Origin of the sequence: Curtobacterium sp. C2H10, assembly GCF_025407985.1 — a bacterium.
GTDB lineage: Bacteria > Actinomycetota > Actinomycetes > Actinomycetales > Microbacteriaceae > Curtobacterium.
In genome coordinates, this window is the sequence record NZ_JABXGF010000013.1 from 1 (window position 1) to 20,583 (window position 20,583).

General features: G+C 72.0%; 20 protein-coding genes. 3 read left to right on the forward strand and 17 right to left on the reverse strand.

The window, feature by feature from the left end; translation table 11 throughout:
* Positions 1–254: 254 nt before the first annotated feature.
* The 6 genes from glmM to HWD93_RS07435 all read right to left on the reverse strand — a co-directional run bounded on the left by glmM (position 255) and on the right by HWD93_RS07435 (position 7,331).
* Positions 255–1,628 (reverse strand): phosphoglucosamine mutase, encoded by a 1,374-nt coding sequence (glmM, locus tag HWD93_RS07410; RefSeq protein ID WP_070417698.1) that lies wholly within the window; start codon positions 1,626–1,628, stop codon positions 255–257.
* Positions 1,629–1,650: 22 nt separating this feature from the next.
* Positions 1,651–2,136 (reverse strand): 30S ribosomal protein S9, encoded by a 486-nt coding sequence (gene rpsI, locus HWD93_RS07415; protein WP_022906971.1) that lies wholly within the window; start codon positions 2,134–2,136, stop codon positions 1,651–1,653.
* 38 nt (positions 2,137–2,174) lie between these two features.
* A complete protein-coding gene (rplM, locus tag HWD93_RS07420) occupies positions 2,175–2,621 on the reverse strand; it encodes a 50S ribosomal protein L13 (protein ID WP_022906970.1) in 447 nt (148 codons plus the stop codon).
* Between the two features lie 237 nt (positions 2,622–2,858).
* A complete protein-coding gene (locus tag HWD93_RS07425; protein WP_261646480.1) occupies positions 2,859–5,564 on the reverse strand; it encodes an ExeM/NucH family extracellular endonuclease in 2,706 nt (901 codons plus the stop codon).
* 106 nt (positions 5,565–5,670) lie between these two features.
* Positions 5,671–6,417, reverse strand: a complete 747-nt coding sequence (locus tag HWD93_RS07430; RefSeq protein ID WP_071302495.1) for an MBL fold metallo-hydrolase — start codon at positions 6,415–6,417, stop codon at positions 5,671–5,673.
* Entirely contained in the window at positions 6,414–7,331 is a 918-nt protein-coding gene (locus HWD93_RS07435) for a tRNA pseudouridine synthase A (protein ID WP_261646481.1), read from the reverse strand. The genes HWD93_RS07430 and HWD93_RS07435 overlap by 4 nt, the downstream gene beginning before the upstream one ends.
* Positions 7,332–7,492: 161 nt before the next feature.
* Between HWD93_RS07435 and HWD93_RS07440 the strand changes: the two genes are divergently transcribed.
* Complete coding sequence (locus tag HWD93_RS07440; RefSeq protein WP_261646482.1) at positions 7,493–8,482, forward strand: ATP-binding cassette domain-containing protein; 990 nt, start codon at positions 7,493–7,495, stop codon at positions 8,480–8,482.
* Entirely contained in the window at positions 8,479–9,309 is an 831-nt protein-coding gene (locus tag HWD93_RS07445; protein WP_092385277.1) for an ABC transporter permease, read from the forward strand. Before HWD93_RS07440 ends, HWD93_RS07445 begins: the two co-directional genes overlap by 4 nt.
* Here HWD93_RS07445 and HWD93_RS07450 read toward each other — a convergent pair.
* The 10 genes from HWD93_RS07450 to infA all read right to left on the reverse strand — a co-directional run bounded on the left by HWD93_RS07450 (position 9,291) and on the right by infA (position 17,932).
* Complete coding sequence (locus HWD93_RS07450) at positions 9,291–12,500, reverse strand: BTAD domain-containing putative transcriptional regulator (protein ID WP_261646483.1); 3,210 nt, start codon at positions 12,498–12,500, stop codon at positions 9,291–9,293. The genes HWD93_RS07445 and HWD93_RS07450 overlap by 19 nt on opposite strands.
* Positions 12,501–12,540: 40 nt before the next feature.
* Positions 12,541–13,029 carry an SRPBCC family protein gene (locus tag HWD93_RS07455; protein ID WP_261646484.1) on the reverse strand — a complete coding sequence of 163 codons (489 nt, stop codon included), beginning with the start codon at positions 13,027–13,029 and terminating at the stop codon, positions 12,541–12,543.
* Position 13,030: 1 nt separating this feature from the next.
* Positions 13,031–13,387 carry a metalloregulator ArsR/SmtB family transcription factor gene (locus HWD93_RS07460; RefSeq protein ID WP_261646485.1) on the reverse strand — a complete coding sequence of 119 codons (357 nt, stop codon included), beginning with the start codon at positions 13,385–13,387 and terminating at the stop codon, positions 13,031–13,033.
* A gap of 38 nt (positions 13,388–13,425) precedes the next feature.
* Positions 13,426–14,544, reverse strand: coding sequence for an aromatic acid exporter family protein (locus HWD93_RS07465; protein ID WP_071295212.1), 1,119 nt, complete (start codon positions 14,542–14,544; stop codon positions 13,426–13,428).
* A 197-nt stretch (positions 14,545–14,741) separates the two neighbouring features.
* Positions 14,742–15,308, reverse strand: coding sequence for a 50S ribosomal protein L17 (gene rplQ, locus HWD93_RS07470; RefSeq protein WP_070417691.1), 567 nt, complete (start codon positions 15,306–15,308; stop codon positions 14,742–14,744).
* A gap of 66 nt (positions 15,309–15,374) precedes the next feature.
* A complete protein-coding gene (locus HWD93_RS07475; protein ID WP_022906362.1) occupies positions 15,375–16,370 on the reverse strand; it encodes a DNA-directed RNA polymerase subunit alpha in 996 nt (331 codons plus the stop codon).
* A 208-nt stretch (positions 16,371–16,578) separates the two neighbouring features.
* Complete coding sequence (rpsK, locus tag HWD93_RS07480; protein WP_017885507.1) at positions 16,579–16,977, reverse strand: 30S ribosomal protein S11; 399 nt, start codon at positions 16,975–16,977, stop codon at positions 16,579–16,581.
* Between the two features lie 9 nt (positions 16,978–16,986).
* Positions 16,987–17,361, reverse strand: coding sequence for a 30S ribosomal protein S13 (gene rpsM / locus HWD93_RS07485; protein WP_058728274.1), 375 nt, complete (start codon positions 17,359–17,361; stop codon positions 16,987–16,989).
* 162 nt (positions 17,362–17,523) lie between these two features.
* Positions 17,524–17,640, reverse strand: coding sequence for a 50S ribosomal protein L36 (gene rpmJ, locus HWD93_RS07490; protein ID WP_022903266.1), 117 nt, complete (start codon positions 17,638–17,640; stop codon positions 17,524–17,526).
* A gap of 70 nt (positions 17,641–17,710) precedes the next feature.
* Entirely contained in the window at positions 17,711–17,932 is a 222-nt protein-coding gene (gene infA / locus HWD93_RS07495) for a translation initiation factor IF-1 (protein WP_017885509.1), read from the reverse strand.
* 296 nt (positions 17,933–18,228) lie between these two features.
* On the opposite strand from infA, the gene HWD93_RS07500 reads away from it, so the two are divergent.
* Positions 18,229–19,545, forward strand: a complete 1,317-nt coding sequence (locus tag HWD93_RS07500; RefSeq protein ID WP_070417690.1) for an LCP family protein — start codon at positions 18,229–18,231, stop codon at positions 19,543–19,545.
* A 250-nt stretch (positions 19,546–19,795) separates the two neighbouring features.
* Here HWD93_RS07500 and map read toward each other — a convergent pair whose 3' ends face one another.
* Positions 19,796–20,575: a type I methionyl aminopeptidase gene (map, locus tag HWD93_RS07505; RefSeq protein WP_374115151.1), complete on the reverse strand. Its 780-nt coding sequence runs from the start codon at positions 20,573–20,575 to the stop codon at positions 19,796–19,798.
* Positions 20,576–20,583 lie beyond the last annotated feature (8 nt).

Below are 20,583 nucleotides of genomic sequence, written 5' to 3' on the forward strand. Positions count from 1 at the left end.
GGGCGCCGCCGGCGGCGGGCCGCTGCACCGAACCACGAATCCGACGTGGAACCGGGCGCGGGGGCTGGTTCGATGTCGCATCCGTGGTTCGACGCGGCTCGTCCGGTGCGGCCGACGCCGCGCGCCGCCGCCGCCGGGCGGCTCGAGCTGCCGCCGCACAAGCAAAGTCCGTCGGAACCACGCATCTGCGTGGTTCCGACGGACTTTGGTTGTGCGAGCGCGCGCGCCGAGCGCGCCGAGCGCGCGCCGCGCGCCTACGCCGCGTCGAGCGCCAGGCGCTCGCGCACCACGGCTGCGAGCTCCTCGGCGATCCGCTCGGCATCGGCCTGGGAGGCCGCCTCGACCATGACCCGCACGACGGGCTCGGTGCCGGACGGCCGGAGCAGCACGCGCCCCGCGTCGCCGAGTGCGGCGGTCGCAGCGGCGACGGCGTCCTGCACGCCCTGGTCGGCCAGGCCGTGCCGGTCCACCCCGCGCACGTTCACGAGCACCTGCGGGAACACCGTCATGCACGACGCGAGCTGCTCGAGCGTCTTGCCCGTCCGGGCCATCTCGGCGACGAGGTGCAACCCGGTGAGGATGCCGTCGCCCGTGGTCGCGAACTCGTTGAAGATGATGTGGCCGGACTGCTCGCCGCCAAGCGAGTACCCGCCCTCGGTCATCTTCTCGAGGACGTAGCGGTCGCCGACACCGGTCTCGAGCATCGTGATGCCCGCGTCCGCCATGGCCCGCTTCAGCCCGAGGTTCGACATCACCGTCGCGACGAGGGTGTCGGACGCCAGGCGCCCGCGCTCCTGCAGCGACAGCGCGAGGATCGCCATGATCTGGTCGCCGTCGATCGCGTTGCCGGCGGCGTCGACCGCGAGGCAGCGGTCCGCGTCACCGTCGTGGGCGATGCCGACGTCCGCACCGTGCGAGAGCACCGCGCGGGCGAGGTTGTCGATGTGGGTGGACCCGACACCGTCGTTGATGTTCATGCCGTCCGGGTCGGCACCGATCAGGGTCACGCGGGCCCCGGCGTTGACGAACACCTCGGGCGAGACACCCGCGGCGGCGCCGTTCGCGCAGTCGAGCACGACGTGGATGCCGTCGAGCCGGTGCGGCAGCGTGCCGAGCAGGTGGACGACGTAGCGGTCCTCGGCGTCGGCGAACCGGGTGATCCGGCCGACGTCGCCACCGGTGGGGGTCGGTGCGGAGTGGTCGTGCATGGCCGCTTCGATGCGGTCCTCGACCTCGTCCGGGAGCTTCCGGCCGCCCGTGGCGAAGAACTTGATCCCGTTGTCGGGAGCGGGGTTGTGCGACGCGGAGATCATCACGCCGAAGTCGGCGTCGATGTCCGCGACGAGGAACGCCGCAGCGGGGGTGGGGATGACCCCGGCGTCGAGCACGTCGACGCCGGCGGAGGCGAGCCCGGCCGCGACCGCGGCACCGAGGAACTCGCCGGAGACGCGCGGGTCGCGCGCGAGGACCGCACGAGGGCGCGGTCGACCGGACGCCCGGCGGGCGTCCGCGTGGTGTCCGTGTGTGAGGACGGCCGCGCTCGCCTGGGCAAGACCCAGTGCGAGCGCGGCCGTCAGCTCGCCGTTGGCGAGACCACGAACCCCGTCGGTACCGAACAGACGCGGCATTGCGATCTTCAGCCGGTGACGACTAGCGCTTCGAGAACTGCGAAGCCTTGCGGGCCTTCTTGAGACCGGCCTTCTTGCGCTCGATGACGCGGGCGTCACGGGTGAGGAAGCCGGCCTTCTTGAGGGTGGCGCGGTTGTTCTCGCGGTCGATCTCGTTCAGCGAACGGGCGATGGCGAGACGGAGCGCACCAGCCTGACCCGAGGGGCCACCACCGGTGATGCGGGCGACGACGTCGTAGGCGCCGAGCAGCTCGAGCACCTTGAACGGGTCGTTGATGAGCTGCTGGTGCAGCTTGTTCGGGAAGTAGTCCTCGAGCGAGCGGCCGTTCACGACGAACGAGCCGGAGCCCGGGACGAGACGGACGCGTGCGATGGCCTCCTTGCGGCGCCCGACGGCACCGCCCGAGACGTTGAGGATCTGACGGGGAGCGGCCTCGGAAGCGGCGGGTGCGCTCTCCGTGGTGAAGCTCTCCGGGGTCTGGTCGAGGGAGTCAGCGATCTGAGCCATGAGTTTTACCTAGTCCTTGGAAGTCGTCGTGGCCGGAACTACTGTGCGACCTGGTCGAAGGTGTACGCCTTGGGCTGCTGCGCCGAGTGCGGGTGCTCCGCGCCGGCGTAGACCTTCAGCTTCTTGAGCTGCTCGCGACCGAGGGTGTTCTTCGGGAGCATGCCGCGGATCGCCTTCTCGACGGCGCGGGTCGGGTGCTTCTCGAGCATCTCCGGGTAGGAGGTCGCCGTGAGGCCGCCCGGGTACCCCGAGTGGCGGTAGTAGACCTTCTTCGCGAGCTTCGAACCGGTCAGGGCGACCTTGTCGGCGTTCACGATGATGACGTAGTCACCCATGTCCATGTGCTGGGCGAAGGTGGCCTTGTGCTTGCCGCGCAGGAGCGCCGCGGCGTGGGTGGCGAGGCGGCCGAGGACGACGTCGGTCGCGTCGATGACGATCCAGTCGTGCTGGACGTCTGCCGGCTTCGGGGAGAACGTACGAGTCACAGTGGTGCTGCTTTCGTGTCGAGGTGAGGAGTCCGTGAATCCCGCTCCGGTGGGTGTTCACGTGGGAGAACCCGTGTGAACGGCCCGGTGGAGGGCTCATCTGACTGTCCGGCGCACAGAGCGCGCAGACCAAGGTGAGAGCCTACCCGACGCACGTGACGGCGGTCAAACGGAGACAGGACGGACGGGAGGCGCGGTGCCGGCTGGCACCGCGCCTCCCGTCCGGTGCAGCGAACGTCAGCCGAAGAGGCTCCGCAACCACGCGAGCAGGGCGGCGAGCGCCGCCAGCGCGTCCGCGACCGGACCGCCGTGGCCCGGGTTCCCGCCGTGTCCGGGGTCGCCGCCGTGGCCGGGGTCCCCGCCTCCCGGGGTGCCGACGCCCGGCAGGTCGATGCCGACCACGACCGGGTCGTGGTCGCTCGCCCGGTACACGTCGTCCTGGTACAGGTCCGTGACGTTGTAGTCGTACCGGCTGTACTCGAGGCCCACCGACTCGACCGAGTTGATGTTCCAGATGTCCACGCCGGTGACGGTCTCCAGCGCAGCAGGGGACGCGAACACGTGGTCGAGCGAGCCGCTCAGTCCGCTGAAGACGTACGACCACTCGGATGCGTCCTCGGTCGGGCCGAGGTCCGTGTAGCCGGCGTCCTCGAGGGCGACGACCGGGTCCTCCTCGCTGTAGGCGTTGAAGTCGCCGAGCATGAACACCTTGTCGGTCCGCGCCTGGCGCTGCATCGCGGTCGAGAACGTCACGAGCGCCTTCGCCTGCTCGACGCGCGAGTGGTTCGACGCACCCTGCCCGTCGCCCTGGTCGGCGTCGACGCCCTCGCCGGAGCCCTTCGACTTGAAGTGGTTCGCGATGACCAGGAAGGTGTCCTTGGCACTCGGCTTCTGCGCGCCCTTGCCCTTGCCGGGCTTCGCGACGACCGGGGCGAAGGCCTGCGCGAGCGGCTGGCGGGCGTTCGTGAACGCCGTCGAGTCGGTGAGGATCGTCGACGAGCCGACCGGCTGCACGCGGTCCTTCTTGTAGATGAGCGCGAGGCGGATGACGTCCTCGCTCGACGGGAGCTTCGACGGGGACTTCGCGTACGCCCAGGTGTCCTTGCCGGTCGCGGCGTTGAGCGCGGCCACGAGGGTCGCCACGGCCGCGTCACGGTCCTGGCCGAAGCGCGCCGAGTTCTCGATCTCCTCGAGGGAGACGACGTCGGCGCCGAGGCCGTTGATCGCCTTGACGATCTTCACCTGCTGGCGGGCGAGGTCGTCGGCGTTCGCGGCACCGCGGGCGTCGCAGCCGCCCCGGACGGTCACGGGGTCGCCGTCGCGGTCGGTGTAGTACGTGCACCCGGTGAGCTGGTCGCCGGTCGTCGGGAAGTAGTTCAGGACGTTGAACCCGGCGAGGCGGATGTCACCGCCGACGTTCTCCGGGGCTGCGGTGCGGACGTCCGAGAACGACGCCGGCAGGTCGGCAGCCGGGGTGGCGCCGGTGATCGGCGACGTCGGCTGGAACTTCCACGAGTCGTTCCGGTAGTCGAGGACGACCGGCTCGTGGAAGGTCGCCGCGGCGCCGACCGTGACCGGGCCCTGCGTGAGCCACGACACCGGGATCGACTGGTTCGCCGCGCTGAGGAAGTTCGTGCTGGCACCGTCGTCGAGGACGACCTTGCGCGCCGCGTTGTCCGCGGTCACGGCGGCGGCCTCGGCACTGCCCGGACGGGCGACCTCGGTCGGCTGGAGCAGGCGCTGCTTCCCCGATGCGAGCACGACCTCGCCGTACTGGTTCGTCGTGTAGTTGTCCGCGACGGTGTAGTCGCCCTGCGGCGCCACGAGCATGCTCTCGAGGGACTCGCGCTGTGCGTCGGTGCGCGGGAAGGTCAGCGTGGCCGGGACCGGCTGGACGACCCCCGCGGCGGGGAGCTTCGTCAGGCCGGACGCGGTGGGCACGGTCAGCTCGGTCAGGCCGTTGAACTCGGACACCGTGCCGGTGAGACGCACCGCGTCCCCGATCGCCACGCTGCCGACGGTCGCCGACGAGTAGACGAAGACGGCGTCGGAGGCGGTGTGCTTCCCGAGGTCGAGCGCGCCGCCGGTGCCGGCGGTCTGGACCGTGTAGCCGTTGAAGCCGCCGGTGGCGTACACCGCGGTGACGACGCCGTCGGTCGTGACGGTCTTCCCGGCGTACGGCGAGGCGTCGCCGGTGCCCTGCAGCTGCGCGATCGTGACCCGTTCGGCCGGGGTCGTACCGCCGTCACCGGGGTCGGTGGGGTCCGTGGGGTCGGTCGGGTCCGTCGGCTGCGTGGTCTCGCCCGCGGCGTTCTCCGGCGAGACGGTCGTCGTCACCCGGAAGTCGGCGGCGTTCGAGTCGGTGTCGGTCGTGCCCTGACGGGTGAGCGCGTCCGGGACGGCGTTCGCCGTGCCGGTCGGTGCGACCGCGGTCTCGAAGGTGTTCGACGTGCCGTAGCCGAGCAGGTCGACGACGCCGGGGGTGCCCGCCGTCACGGCGCCGGCGGGGAGTGTCAGCGCCGTCGCCTGGTCGGCGAGGACGAGGGTGCCGGTCGACCCGGAGGGGTTCAGCCCGGTGACGGCGTCCGGCTCGGGCAGCGCCTCGCCGTTCGTGCCGTTCGAGCCCATCTGCACGAGGTAGGTGCCGTGCGCGGGCACGGAGCCGGCGAGCTTGCCGACCGAGGGCGCTCCGGTACCGGTCGCCGCGCGGTACTGCACCGACCAGCCGTCGACGCTGACGGGGCTGTCGGTGGGGTTGCCGAGTTCGACGAACTTGTTCGTGAAGGGCTGGTTCGCGCTGCCGCCCTTGAGGTATGCCTCGGCGATGACGAGCCCGGAGCCCTGGGGGTTCGCGGTGGCCGTGGAGACGGAGACGAGCGGAGCGGCGACGAGCGCGGCTGCAGCGGTGGCGCACAGCAGAGTGCGCCCGACGGATCTGTGCATGGTCGCACGGTACCGACCTGCGGGGCCCCTCAGGTTTCCGGCGGGTGAACGATCCGTTCCACCCCTGATCGGGGTGCAGGCGGCGGCGGTGCGCGGTGCCCGGGGATCAGGACCCGATCGGCCGCCAGGTGGACCCGACGCGGTGCACGGCCGGCCCGTGTCCGGGGAGCAGGACGTCCGGGATCGGCAGCGCCCGCGCGGACTCGAGCGCTCGTTCCTGGTCGGCCGTGAAGAACGACGTGATCATGCGCGGCCGCGGCTCCCACGACGACGGCTGCGTGTCGTGCCGGCTGACGACGGCGTCCCCGGTGACGATCGCGTTCGCGGCGGGCAGCAGGTAGGCCGTGGACCCGTCGGTGTGCCCGGTGGCCGGCAGCGGCGCGATCGCCCGGCCGACGAAGTCCGCACCCGTGAACGCGCGGGCGGTCGGCACCGCGGTGGGTCGCAGCGCGTCGGAGCGCACTGCGCGGGCGAGCCACCGGAGGACCCGGGGCGCGGCCAGTCGTCCGCCGATCTCGGCCGGCGTCACCTGCTGCCGCGCGGGCCCGCGCACGTTGTCGAGCTCGTCGGCGTGGGCGAGCACCTCGACGTGCGGGTAGCGCTCGAGGATGCCGGGGATGCCGCCGACGTGGTCGACGTGCCCGTGCGTGACGTACACCCGGCGCAGGTCGTCGAGCTCGTGGCCGGCGTACCGCACGGTGTCGAGCACGAGGTCGGTGTCGGCCGGGTAGCCGGCGTCGATCAGTGCGACACCGTCCTCCTCGGCGAGGACCACCCAGTTCGAGACGGGCCCCTCGACGAACACCACCCCGGGTGCGACGGACACGACGGAGCGGGGTTCGCGGGAGGTCATCCCCCGACGGTACCGCCGTCGTCGGGCCCTCCGCGTCGCGCACGGGTCTGCGACGCCCGCGCCGCGAGGTCGTCGTCCGCCGGGTACCCGACCTCGGTCAGGGTGAGGCCCTTCGCCGGCGCGACCTTGAACTCGCTCGTCCGAGCCTCGGCGACCCGCAGCTCCTCGAGCCGGTCGGCGCCGAACCGGCCCTCGCCGACGGCGATCGTCGCCCCCACCATCGCGCGCACCATGGAGTGGCAGAAGGCGTCGGCCTGGAGGCGCGCCACCAGCACGCCGTCCGGCTCGCGGTCCCAGCGGAACTCCTGCAACGTCCGGATGGTCGTCGCCCCCTCGCGCGGCTTGCAGAACGTCGCGAAGTCGTGCAGCCCCAGCAGCCGCAGCGCACCGCGCTCCATGGCCGCCGGGTCCAACCGCGTCGGGTGCCAGACCGTGTGCCCCCGTCGACGTGGATCGCGCGGGGCGTCGGCGTCCGCGATCCGGTACGAGTAGCGGCGCCACAGCGGCGAGAACCGGGCGTCGAACCCCTCCGGCGCGACCGAGGCCCGGGTGACGACGACGTCCCCCTCCGGCGCCGCGATGCCGTTCACGCGCTTGACGAGCCCGTCCAGCGGCGAGCGCCCCGACCCCCGCTTGGCGGCCAGCGCGTCCCACTGCGCCGGTGTGAGGTCGAGGTGGGCGACCTGCCCGGTGGCGTGCACGCCCGCGTCGGTGCGCCCGGCCACGGTGAGCAGCGGCGGCTCGCCCCACCGGGTGAAGACGGTGGCGAGCGCGGCCTCGAGCGCGCCCTGCACGGTCCGGAGACCCGGCTGCCGGGCCCACCCGGAGAACGCGGCACCGTCGTACGCGATGTCCAGCCGCAGCCGCACGCCGCCACCGTCACCGCCGCCCTGCGGGCCTGCCGTCTCGTCCACCAGGCCACCGTACCGGGGCCGGACCGCGCCTCCTGGCCCCCGTGCTGACACGCGCCCCGCCCCGGTGTCAGTGCCACGTCAGTGCCGCGTGAGCGGGCCGCGGCACCATCGTCCTCGACATCGACGAACCACGTCGAGTCACCACGAAAGGACCTGCGCGAATGACCACCACACCGCTCGCGGTCGAGGCCACCGGCCTCGTGAAGACCTTCGGGACGAACCGCGCAGTGGACGGTGTCGACCTCCGCGTGGAGGCCGGCACGGTCTACGGCGTGCTCGGCCCCAACGGCGCCGGCAAGACCACCACCATCTCCATGCTCGCGACGCTGCTCAAGGCGGACGCCGGCGAGGCCCGCATCTTCGGGCGGGACGTCCGCCGCGAGGCGCAGGCCGTCCGCTCCCTCATCGGCGTGACCGGCCAGTACGCGAGCGTCGACGAGACGCTCAGCGCGACCGAGAACCTCGTCATCTTCTCGCGCCTGCTCGGCCTGGGCCGCGCCGAGTCGAAGCGGAAGGCCGCCGAGCTGCTCGAGCGCTTCGGGCTGACCGAGGCTGCGTCGCGTCCGTTGAAGAACTTCTCCGGCGGCATGCGTCGGCGTCTCGACCTCGCCGCGAGCCTCATCGCACAGCCGCCGCTGCTGTTCCTCGACGAGCCCACGACGGGTCTCGACCCCCGCACCCGCGCCCAGATGTGGGACACGATCCGGGAGCTCGTCGCGACCGGCTCCACCGTCCTGCTGACGACGCAGTACCTCGACGAGGCCGACCAGCTGGCCGACCGCATCGCCGTGATCGACCACGGCCGCGTCGTCGCCGAGGGCACGGGCGACGAGCTGAAGGCGTCCATCGGGTCGAGCTCGCTCCAGCTCCGGCTGGCCGACCCGCTCCGACTCGACGCTGCCCGCACCATCGTGCGGAACAGCCTCGGCGTCGACGCGGTGGCCAGCCCCGAGGGCTCGCGCCTCACCGCGCCGATGTCCGACCCGGACCGCGTGACCGACCTGCTCGTGTCGTTCCGCGACGCCGGCATCTCCCTCGCCGAGATGAGCGTGCAGAAGCCCACGCTCGACGAGGTGTTCCTGACCATCACGGGTGCCCCGGCCACCACCGACGACGACACCTCGCGCGAGCTCGAAGGGAGCATCGCATGACCACCATCGCCCCCACCCCCACATCGGCGCCGCGGGTCGCCCCTCGCCCCGGCATCGGCGGCTCCGGACTCGGCGCGACCGTCCGGCAGTCCTTCACGATGGCGTACCGCGGCCTGGTGAAGGTCCGTCGCACGCCCGAGCAGCTGTTCGACGTGACGCTCATGCCGATCGTCTTCACCGTGATGTTCACGTACATCTTCGGCGGCGCGATCGCCGGCGACGTCTCCAGCTACCTGCCCGTCATCATCCCCGGCATCCTCGTGCAGACGAACATCACGTCCTCGATCGTCACCGGTGTCCAGCTCCGCGAGGACATGGACAAGGGCGTGTTCGACCGCTTCAAGTCCCTGCCGATCGCCCGCATCGCGCCGCTCGCCGGTGCGCTGCTCGCCGACACGGTCCGGTACGCGATCGCCACCGCCATCACGTTCACGGTCGGGATCATCATGGGCCTGCGTCCCGAGGGCGGTGCCGCGGCGGTCGTGCTGGCCGGCGTGCTCGTGATCGTCGTCGCCTGGTCGATCAGCTGGATCTTCGCCTACTTCGGCGTGATCGCCCGCACCGCGTCGAGCGTCTCCGGCATCGCCAACCTGGTGCTCTTCCCGCTGACGTTCCTGTCGAACGCGTTCGTCCCCACGGACACCCTGCCCGGCTGGCTGCGCTGGTTCACCGAGGTCAACCCGATCTCGCACCTCATCACCGCCGTCCGCGAGCTGATCAACCACGGCGCCGTCACCGGTGACCTCTGGATCAGCCTGCTCGGTGCCGCCGTGGTGGTCGCCGTGTTCGCGCCGCTGACGGTCCGCGCCTACATGCGGAAGGCGTAGCGGAGGTCCTCCAGCAGCGTCCTCGCCCGCGCGACGGCCTCGGTCCGGTCCCATCCGGCCGAGACCGTCTCGGCGTCCGCGACGCGGGCCGCGCCGAGCGCGTCGACGAGGAGCGGTCGGAGCCGTCCGTGGGCGAGCACCGCGAAGTCCTGCCGGGTGCCGAACCGCATCGCGGCACCCCAGCACCGGGCCGCCTCGGCCGGACGGTCGCTGCGCGCCGCCGCGACCGCGAGTCCCGCCAGCGTCGTGCCGATGACGGGCAGGTCGAGCCACCACGGGTGGACGCGGATCATCACGAGTGCGGCCTTCCGGATGCGGCGAGCGACCGCGCGTTCGTCGGCCTGGAGGCGCGGTGCGGCTCCGTCGGGCGCGCCGAGCGCCGCCTCGTCGACCGCTGCGATCCGCGCCGCGCCCGCCATCACGGTCCAGTGCGGAGTCGCCTTCCGGTGCGGCAACACCCAGTCCCACGCCGCCGTGTACTGCGCTGCAGCGGCGTCGAGGTCGCCCTCGAACCGGAGGCACTCCGCGCCGATCGCGACGGCGAGCACGCCGATCTGGGAGCGGTCGCCGTCGAAGCCGCCCCGCCCCGCGACCGGTCGGTGCTGCAGCTCGGCGGCGATCGACCGGGCGGTGTCCACGGCGCCGGTCGCGGCCGAGCAGAGCCCGACGGTCCAGCCGATCTCGTACAGGTCGTCCTCGGCGCCGAAGCGCTCGAGCTGCTCACGGGCGCGGTCGGCGTTCGCGAGGGCGTCCGCGTACCGGCCGGTCTGGGCGAGGAGCTGCGTCATGGTGACGGCCACGGTGCCGATCGTCCACGCGTCGGCGGTGCGCTCCGCGAGGGTCTGCGCCCGGGTGGCGTACCGGAGGGCCGCCGCGAACTCGCCGTCGTTCTCGGCGAGGGGCGCGCTGAGCATGTTGGCGGTGCCGGCCACGCCCTCGTCGGGATCGTCGCGGAGGCGCGCGAGGAGCGCGGTGCCCGCCGCCGGACGCCCGAGCGTCAGGAGCAGGGCCGCCTGTGCGTCGAGCACCGGGAACCCCGTCGTCCCGACACGGCGGAGGCGCCGGAGCGTGGAGATCGCCCAGGCGGCGGTCCGGCGGTCGTCGAACGCCGAGGACGCCCCGGCGACGACGAGTCCGACGTGCACCGCGGCGACGTCCTCGGCCGCGGGCGGACCCGAGCGCAGCACCGCGACCACGTCGGACGCGATCGCGGTGACCTCGCCGTGGGCACCCCGGAGCGTCCAGTAGGCCCCGAGGGCGGCGAAGACGTGCGCGGTCGCCGAGGCGTCGTCGGCGCGGAGGCTCCAGCGGAGCAGGGTCACGAGGTTGTCGGCCTCGCGCTGGACCTCGTGGAAGCGGTCGAGCTGCTCCGGACCGGTGAGCGTGAAGAGGTTCCTGGCGGCGGCGAAGTCCCGCCCCCAGCGGATCATCGCCGTGCGCACCGCCTCGGTGGCGCCGCGTTCGTCGAGCCGTGCGGCCCCGAACTCGCGGACGGTCTCGAGCAGGCGGTAGCGGACCGGCTCCCCCTCGACCTCGACGAGCTGCACGAGGGACTGCTCGACGAGTTCGGCGAGGTCGTCGAGCGCATCGTCCCGGCGGTCCGGCGCGGCCACGGCCTCGACGGCGTCGACCGCCAGGCCGTCCGGGAACAGTGCCAGGCGGGTCAGGAGGTCCTGCGCGCCCGCGTCGAGCAGGCGCCAGCTCCACTCGATGACCGCCAGGAGCGTGCGGTGCCGCTCCGGGGCGCTGCGGTCGCCGCCGCGGAGCAGGGCGAACCGGTCGTCGAGCCGGCGCTCGATCTCGTCGACGCTCATCCCCCGGATCCGCGCCGCGGCGAGCTCGATCGCGAGCGGCGACCCGTCGAGCCGCGTGCAGATGCGGCGGACGGTGTCCACGGGCAGCACGGCCCCGGGTCGGGCGGCCCGGGCGCGCTCGGTGAACAGCCGGACCGCGGCGCCGTCGGCCTCGACCGGGAGGGGCGCGAGGGGCGCCACGACCTCGCCGGCGATCGCGAGCGGTGCGCGCGACGTCGTGAGGATCCGGAGGTCGGGGATGCTCGCGAGCAGGTCGGCGGCGAACCCGGCGACGTCGCCGACGAGGTGCTCGCAGTTGTCCAGGACGAGGACCGTCGGGGCCTCCCCGAGCGCCCGCCCCACCCGCGCACGCAGGTCGGCGACGACGACCTCCCGCAGCGCCCGGGCGGAGCGGAACTCGGCCACCCCGAGCAGGGCACCGAGCGCGGGGACGACGTCCTCGGCGGTGGCGATCGGTGCGAGCTCGAACACCACCACGCCGGTGGTCGGCGGCACACCGGCGGCGACGGCCTGCGCGAGGCGGGTCTTGCCGAGCCCACCCGCACCGAGGATCGTGACCAGCCGGTTGCGGGACAGGAGGTCCGTGACGGCGGCGAGGTCCTCCTGCCGCCCGACGAGCGTGTTCGGCGCGGCCCGCAGCCCGACCCGACGAGCACGACCGGAGTCGGCGGCGGACCGGCGGAGCAGATCGGCGTTCAGCCGCACCAGGTCGGCCGAGGGGTCCGCGCCGAGCTCGTCCGCGAGGCGGTCGCGGTGCGTCGCGAACGCGGCGAGCGCCTCGGCGTTCCGGCCGGCGGCGACCAGCGCGCGCATGCACCCGGCGACGGCGACCTCGTCGAACGGGTTCGCCTCGGACTCGGCGAGCCACAGCGCGGCCGCCTCGGCCGCGTCCCCGCGGTCGAGGAGGAGTTCGCCGAGCCGGCGTCGGAGCGCACGGCGGGCAGTTGCCGCGCGGTCGGCGAGCGCGGCGCCGAGGTCCCCGTCGACGTCCGCGCCGGGGTCGCCCCGCCAGCCGTCGAGTGCTGCCCGGACCACCGCGACGTCCTCGCTGGCAGCCGCGCGCTCGGCGGCCGTCAGGTCGACCGAGCCGGGGTCGACCCCGAGTGCGTACCCGGTGCTGGTCGACACGACGACGCCGTCGGCCGTGCTGCGCCGGAGCCGGGAGACGAGGGTCTGCAGCGCTGCCCGGGCACCCCGCGGCTGGTCGTCGCCCCAGAGCTCGTCGATGAGCGCCTCGGTCGTCACGGCGTGTCCACGCGCGAGCACGAGCGCGACGAGGAACCCGCGTGCCAGGGCACCGGGCACCGCCGTCGGCGCTCCCGTCGGATCCGCGACGGTCACTGGCCCGAGGACGGCGACGCGCGGCAGTTCGGACACGGTACGAGTCTACGGACGACCGCACGCGTCCGGCCCGGGATCACGTGACCGGGTACCGCCGCCGGAGTTCGGCGTAGCGCGCGTCCCAGTCGAAGGCCGCGATGCCGTCGAGCTCCCCGGCGAGGTCGAGTTCGAGCAGCTCGAGGTACGTGTGCCACCCCGGTGCGTAGTCCCGGCCGCCGACACGGTCGTGCTCGAGCCGGAGGGCGGCACCGTCCTCGACCGGCTCGACCGTGACGGTGATCGTCGTCTCGTGCTCGTCGCGGGCGTGCCAGGTGGTCGTGAACGTGCGCGGAGCGTCGCACGCCGTGACGGTCCCCTCGGTGAAGACCGTGCCGTCGTCGTACCGCGCGAGCCAGCGGCCGCCGAGGTGGAAGTCGCCCTCGTACGGGGCCATCCAGCGCGAGAGCCGTTCGGGGTCGGTGATGGCGTCCCAGAGGTCCTCGACGGTCGTCGGGTAGGTCTGGGCGAAGCGGATGAGGTACCCGCCGGAGGGCGAGTCCTCGACGGTGCCGTCGGTGGTGCGCATGTCAGTGCTCCTCGGGGTGGACGTCGGCGGGGGTACCCGGAGCACGTCGGCCCCGGGCGATCTCGGTCGTGAGGGCGTCGAGCCGCTGCCGCCAGAGGGCGCGGTACCGTTCGACGGCGCGGTCGAGTTCCTCGACGGCGCGGGGTTCCAGTCGGTAGACGCGTGCGGTCCCCCGCGGTGCCGCCGTGGCGAACCCGGCGTCGCGCAGGACGCGCAGGTGCCTGGAGACCGCGGGTTGGGAGATGCCGAACTCGGCCCTGATGACGTCGGTCAGCGCACCGGCCGTCCGGTCCCCCTCGGCGAGGAGTTCCGTGAGCCGGCGTCGGACGGGGTCACCGAGGACGTCGAACGCGTGCACGTCGACACTCTATAACTGCAGTGTTATGAAGTCGAGGGTCAGCCGCGGGCATTCCGGAAGGCGGACGGCCCCGTGCGGGTGTCCAGGTCGTTCGTCGCCCGGCGCTCGGACTCCACGATGCCGCGCATCGCCACGAGTGCGGCGGACGTGACCGCGACGTGCGACGGGTTCTCGCGCGATGCGTCCAGCGCCCGCTCGACCTCGGCGATCGCGTCGTCGCCCGCTTCTTCGGGGCACTCGCCGCGGACCATGCACGCGAGCTCACGGAGGGCCGTCGCGAGCGGCTCGGCGAACTCGGGGTCCGGTCGCCCGAGCCCCTCCGACACCGGACCCGACCGGGCGACGAGCTCGGTGAGGTCCGTCGTGTACCAGGCGACCCGCTCGAGGGCGCGGAAGCGGGCACCGTCCTGCTCGAGCCGTGCCCGGGACCCACGGAGTGCCCCGCGCGGGTTCAGTCGGCGGCTCTCGTGCGCGATCGACACCCGGGAGCGGACGTCGGCGATGGCACGGTCCAGTCGGTCCTGCTGACGGTCCCAGGCCTTCTCGTCGCGCTCGCCCCCTGCGAGGACCTCGGCGAGCCCGTCCAGGTGGTCTGCGAGCACCTGGTTGACCGCGTCGATCCGGTGCTCGGCGTCCCAGAAGCGCAGGGGCGGGAAGACGAGGAAGTTCACCAGGAGGCCCACCACGACCCCGACGGCCATCTGCACGAGGTACCCGAGCGAGTACCCCTCGGCGTGGGCGCCACCGACGAGCAGGACGAAGAGCGCGGCGGTGGACACCCAGGAGCTGCCCTCGCCGAGGACGCGGAACCCGCCCACGAGCACCCCGATGCCCACCGCCAGCGCGATCGCCAGGAAACCAGGGTCACCGACCCACATCGTGAACCCGGCGATGACGATGCCGAGCGCGATGCCGACGAGCGTCTGGACCCCGCTCCGGATGCCCGCGAACACCGTCGTCTGCATCGCCACGACGGCACCGAGCGGTGCGTAGTACGGGTACTCCGCCGCGACCCCGGGCATGTGTCGCGCGATGAACCACGCGAGCACGGCTGCGACGGCGGCCTTCGCGGCGTGGAGCAGGCGCGGTTGCGTCCCGGAGGTCCGGCTCCACCGCCAGACCCGGGTCCCCACACCCGCGATGTGCTCGAACTGCATCGGTCCCTCTCGTCGTGTCGGCCGGTCACGATACGGTGCCGCGCCTGTGAGACGGAGCCGGTCCGCGTTCTGCGGCTCGGCCGCCTGCGGGCCAGGAGGAACGTGGCGGGCCCGCACCGCGCCTCCAGGCCGCCCCCAGGACGCGACGAAGCCCCCGCAACGCGTGTTGCGGGGGCTTCGTCGTGGTGGGGCTGTGACTACTTGTCGTCCGACTTCTCGGCGGCGTCGGCCTCGACCTCGGCAGCTGCCTCGGTCTCGGTCTCCTCGGCGACGGGAGCGGACTCCTCGGTGGTCTCGGTCTCCTCGACCGGGGCCTCGTCGGTGGTGTCCTCGGCGGCGGGCTCCTCGACCGGAGCAGCAGCGGCCGGGGCCGCGTCGCGCTTGACCGGGGCCGGCGTGCTCGACACCGGCTCGAGGACGAGCTCGATCGACGCGAGGGGAGCGTTGTCGCCCTTGCGGAAACCGAGCTTCGTGATGCGGGTGTAGCCGCCCTGACGGTCCTCGACCTGCGGGGCGATCTCGGTGAACAGCGTGTGCACGACGGACTTGTCGCGCAGGATGCTGATCACGCGACGACGCGCGTGCAGGTCGCCACGCTTCGCGAACGTGATGAGACGCTCGGCGACGGGACGGAGGCGCTTGGCCTTCGTCTCGGTGGTCGTGATGCGACCGTGCGTGAAGAGGGCGTTGGCGAGGTTGCTCAGGAGCAGGCGCTCGTGGGCGGGGCCGCCACCGAGGCGGGGGCCCTTGGTGGGCTTCGGCATGTCAGTTCTCCAGTGGTGAAAGTGTTGCGCGCTGCGTCAGCGGCGCGCGTGCGCGTCAGCGCGAGGTCAGTTGTTGGACTCGTCCTCGTCGTACCCGCTGTAGAAGTGGGCGCCGTCGAATCCGGGGACGGTGTCCTTGAGGGACAGGCCGAGCTCGGTGAGCTTGTCCTTGACCTCGTCCACCGACTTCTGACCGAAGTTGCGGATGTTCATGAGCTGCGTCTCCGACAGGGCGACGAGCTCGGACACCGTGTTGATGCCCTCCCGCTTGAGGCAGTTGTAGCTGCGGACCGACAGGTCCAGGTCCTCGATCGGGGTCTGCAGCTCGTTCGAGAGCACGGCGTCGACCGGTGCGGGGCCGATCTCGATGCCCTCGGCCGCGGTGTTGAGCTCGCGGGCGAGCCCGAACAGCTCGACGAGCGTCCGACCTGCCGACGCGATGGCGTCGCGCGGCGTGATGGCCGGCTTCGACTCGACGTCGACGACCAGGCGGTCGAAGTCCGTGCGCTCACCGGCACGCGTCGCCTCGACGCGGTAGGTGACCTTGAGGACCGGCGAGTAGATCGAGTCGATCGGGATCTGACCGGCCTCGCTGAACTCCGAACGGTTCTGCGTCGCCGAGACGTAGCCACGGCCACGCTCGATCGTCAGCTCGAGCTCGAAGCGCGCGGTGTCGTTCAGGGTCGCGATGACGAGGTCCGGGTTGTGGATCTCGACGCCGGCCGGAGCGGAGATGTCCGCTGCGGTGACCTGACCGGCACCCTGCTTGCGCAGGTACGCCGTGATCGGCTCGTCGTGCTCGCTGGAGACGACCAGGCTCTTGATGTTGAGGATGATCTCGGTGACGTCTTCCTTGACACCGGGAACGGTGCTGAACTCGTGGAGGACGCCGTCGATGCGGATGCTGGTGACAGCCGCGCCGGGGATCGAGGAGAGGAGCGTGCGGCGCAGCGAGTTGCCGAGGGTGTAACCGAAGCCCGGCTCGAGCGGCTCGATGACGAAGCGCGAGCGGAACTCGGAGATCGTCTCCTCGGTCAGGGTGGGGCGCTGTGCAATGAGCACTGTGGGATTCCTTTCGGCGGAGTGTCCGCTATATGACACTCGGCGGTACGACGGGGCCGACCGGGCCCCGACGGGTCTGTTGAGTTGTGATCACGCGCACGCGCTTGCCAGGACGGCACGGCCTGCGCGATCGAACGACCAGGAATGGCCGCGGGCCCTGCTCGCTCCCGTCAGGGGACGAGCAGGGCGCGGCCGGTTGCTCCTCGCGTCAGACGCGACGGCGCTTGGGCGGGCGGCACCCGTTGTGCGCCTGCGGCGTGACGTCGTTGATCGAACCCACCTCGAGGCCAGCGGCCTGGAGCGAGCGGATCGCGGTCTCGCGGCCCGAACCCGGACCCTTCACGAAGACGTCGACCTTCTTGACGCCGTGCTCCTGCGCCTGACGCGCAGCGGACTCGGCGGCGAGCTGCGCCGCGAACGGCGTCGACTTGCGCGAACCCTTGAAGCCCACGGCACCCGAGGACGCCCAGCTGAGGACGGCACCCGACGGGTCGGTGATGCTGACGATCGTGTTGTTGAACGTGCTCTTGATGTGGGCCTGGCCCACGGCGACGTTCTTCTTCTCCTTGCGGCGCGGCTTGCGCGCGGCAGTCTTGGGGGTAGCCATCGGGGTCTCCTATCGAGCCTTCTTCTTGCCTGCCACGGTGCGCTTCGGTCCCTTGCGGGTACGCGCGTTGGTCTTGGTGCGCTGACCGCGCACCGGGAGACCACGACGGTGGCGAAGACCCTCGTAGCTACCGATCTCGACCTTGCGGCGGATGTCGGCTGCGACCTCACGGCGGAGGTCACCCTCCACCTTGAAGTTGCCCTCGATGAAGTCACGGAGGGCGACGAGCTGGTCGTCGGTCAGGTCCTTGACGCGGATGTCACCGGAGATACCGGTCTCGGCGAGTGCCTGGACCGCGCGGGTACGGCCGACGCCGTAGATGTACGTGAGTGCGATCTCCACGCGCTTCTCGCGCGGGATGTCGACGCCTGCTAGACGTGCCATGTGATGGCTGCTCCTGTTGTCGATGGAGGTGTGGAGCAGTACCGGTGCTCGGGCCTCCGACCCGAGGTGTCCCCGCTCGCGCGGATCTTGGTACTGCGTTCGATGTTGAGTTGTGGATCCTGCTCGCAGCCGCCCGAGGGCGATCGCGTCAGGCAGCCGGGACTAGCCCTGGCGCTGCTTGTGACGCGGGTTGCTCTTGCAGATCACCATGACGCGGCCCTTGCGGCGAATGACACGGCAGTGCTCGCAGATGGGCTTGACGCTGGGGTTGACCTTCATTGTTCTTTCCTCGTGCTCGCTGGCTTCGTGCTCGGCAGGGTTGCCGGGCCGTTCCTTTCCAGCTCGCGGATCACTTGTAGCGGTAGACGATCCGGCCGCGGGTCAGGTCGTACGGGCTCAGCTCCACGATCACGCGGTCCTCGGGGAGGATGCGGATGTAGTGCTGGCGCATCTTCCCGGAGATGTGCGCAAGGACCTTGTGTCCGTTGGTCAGCTCAACGCGGAACATCGCGTTGGGCAGAGCTTCGAGCACCGAGCCCTCGATCTCGATGACGCCGTCTTTCTTGGCCATAGCCTCACTGTCGCTTGGTTGGATTACCGGTGTGATCCCCGAGCCGGTCTGCGGGTCGGGCGCCACGCCCAGTAGGCATGACACACCAAAGATCGATCCTATGTGGTAAACCCAGGATTGCCAAGTGGAGACGGCGAAGTCCCCACGTCTGGGGCTTCACAGCGGTGTCTGAGCGTTCCACAGTGGTTTGACGGCGCGCTCCGGGGTCCCGTTGGTCACCGGCCCCTAGCGTGGCCGTCGCCCCCCCCCCCCCGCCCGTGCAGACCGCGCCGCACGGACCACCGAACGGAGACCACGTGCCCGACGCCACCCGACGCCCGTTCGCCCGCCACGGCCGCCTCCCGCGCCGCCGCGGATGGGGCACGCTCGCGTCGATCGTGGCGTCCACCCTCGCCGTCGTCCTCGTGAGCGGGACGAGCGTCGCCGCCATCGCGGGTGCGCAGCTCGCCACGGCGCCGAGGACGGTCAAGCTCAGCACGGACGACCAGAGCACCGCGCAGACGGCCGACATCACCGCGATCAAGGGCGGTGCGAACATCCTGCTCATCGGCAGCGACACCCGCATCGGACAGTTCGACTCGGACGAGGACGTCGAGGGCGCCCGCAACGACGTCACGATGCTCATCCACATCTCGCAGGACCACACCCAGCTGACCGCGGTGAGCTTCCCGCGCGACCTCATGGTGCCGATCCCGGCGTGCACGAACCCCGAGAGCGGGACCACGTACCCGGCGGCCACGTCCGCGCAGTTCAACACGGCACTCGGGAACGGCGGGGTCTCGTGCGTCGTCGACACCGTCGAGAACCTCACCGGCCTGAGCATCCCGTACGCCGGGCTCATCACGTTCGACGGCGTCATCGAGATGTCGAACGCCCTCGGCGGCGTGGACGTGTGCGTCGCGGACCCGATCAACGACTCCTACACGAACCTGCACCTGACGGCCGGCTCGCACAAGCTCGAGGGCACGGACGCGCTCGCGTTCCTCCGCACCCGGCACGGCGTCGGCGACGGGAGCGACCTCGCGCGCATCAGCTCGCAGCAGGTGTTCCTGTCGGCCCTGCTGCGCAAGGTCACCTCGGACGGGACGCTCTCGAACCCGATCACGCTCTACAAGCTCGCCGGCGCCGCGCTGTCGAACATGACGCTGTCCGACGGCCTCGCCCAGGCGCGCACGCTCGTCGGACTGGCCGGGGCCCTGCGCGGGATGAGCACGGCGAACATGCTCTTCGTGCAGTACCCGGTCGCGGACGACCCCGAGGACAGCGCGCGCGTGATCGTCGACCAGGACGCCGCCCACACCCTCAACGTCGCGCTGCAGAACGACCAGAAGACCTCGCTGAGCGACTCGAGCACGGGGCGCGCGTCGGAGGAGTCCTCCGGGTCGAGCGGGACGGCGACCGCTGCTCCGTCCACGGGGACCTCGACCGGCACCTCGTCGGCCGGTGGGTCCTCGGCCGGGACGTCCTCGGGTACCGCGGCCGGCACCGGCACGGCGTCCGGGTCGGCGTCCGGCACCGCCACGAGCGCCGCGACCGGTTCGGCGACGCCGCTGCCCTCGTCGATCACCGGACAGAGCGCGTCCGAGGAGACCTGCTCCGTCGGCAACGACTGAGACCGGCGCGCAGAGCGCGTCGCGCGGTGCCCGTTGCGCGTCGCGCGTCGCGCGCGGGTGCGCACGCTGACGACGAGTGCACGTGGTCCACACGGTGCAGACGTCGTGGACGTGCGCAGGTGCGGACCGGAGGCGCGTGGCGGGGCCGCACCGCGCCTCCTGGCCGTCCGACGGGACCGGACGCACCAGCGCTCACGCGCCGGGTCAGGCACTGCCGCCTGCGGAAGACGCGACCGACGGGAGGCGCGACCTACGGGATCGGGACCGGCGTCACACCCAGCGGGGCCAGGCCCGCGGCGCCGCCGTCGGCCGCCGTCAGCACCCAGATGCCGTCGGCATGCACCGCGATGCTGTGCTCCCAGTGCGCCGCGTCGGAACCGTCGAGCGTGCGGACGGTCCAGTCGTCGTCGTCCGTCGAGCTGTCGATCGTGCCGGCCGTGACCATCGGCTCGATCGCGACCACGAGTCCGGGCTTGACCGCCGGACCGGCACCGCGGACGCGGTAGTTGAAGACGGGCGGGTCCTCGTGCATCGAGTGGCCGATGCCGTGGCCGGTGTAGTCCTCGACGATGCCCCACGCGCCGGTCTCGTCGATGGCGTCCTCGATGACGGCGCCGACCTCGTGCAGGTGCTTCGCGTGCGCGAGCGCCGCGATGCCGTGCCAGAGCGCGCGCTCGGTGGTGTCCGAGAGCGTCTGCCGGGCCGCACTGACACCGGCGTCACCACCCGGGACGACGACCGTGAAGGCACTGTCACCGTTCCAGCCGTCGACCTCGGCACCGGCGTCGACCGACACGACGTCACCGGGCTGGAGCACACGCTCCCCCGGGATCCCGTGCACGATCTCGTCGTTCACCGACACGCAGAGCGTGTGCCGGTAGCCCGGGACGAGCTGGAAGTTCGGGACGCCGCCGCCGTCACGGATGACCCGCTCGGCGATCGCGTCGAGCTCGCCCGTGGTGATGCCCGGACGGATCGCGTCGCGGACCGCCGCCAGTGCGTCGTGGGTCAGCAGACCCGGACGCACCATGGCGCGGA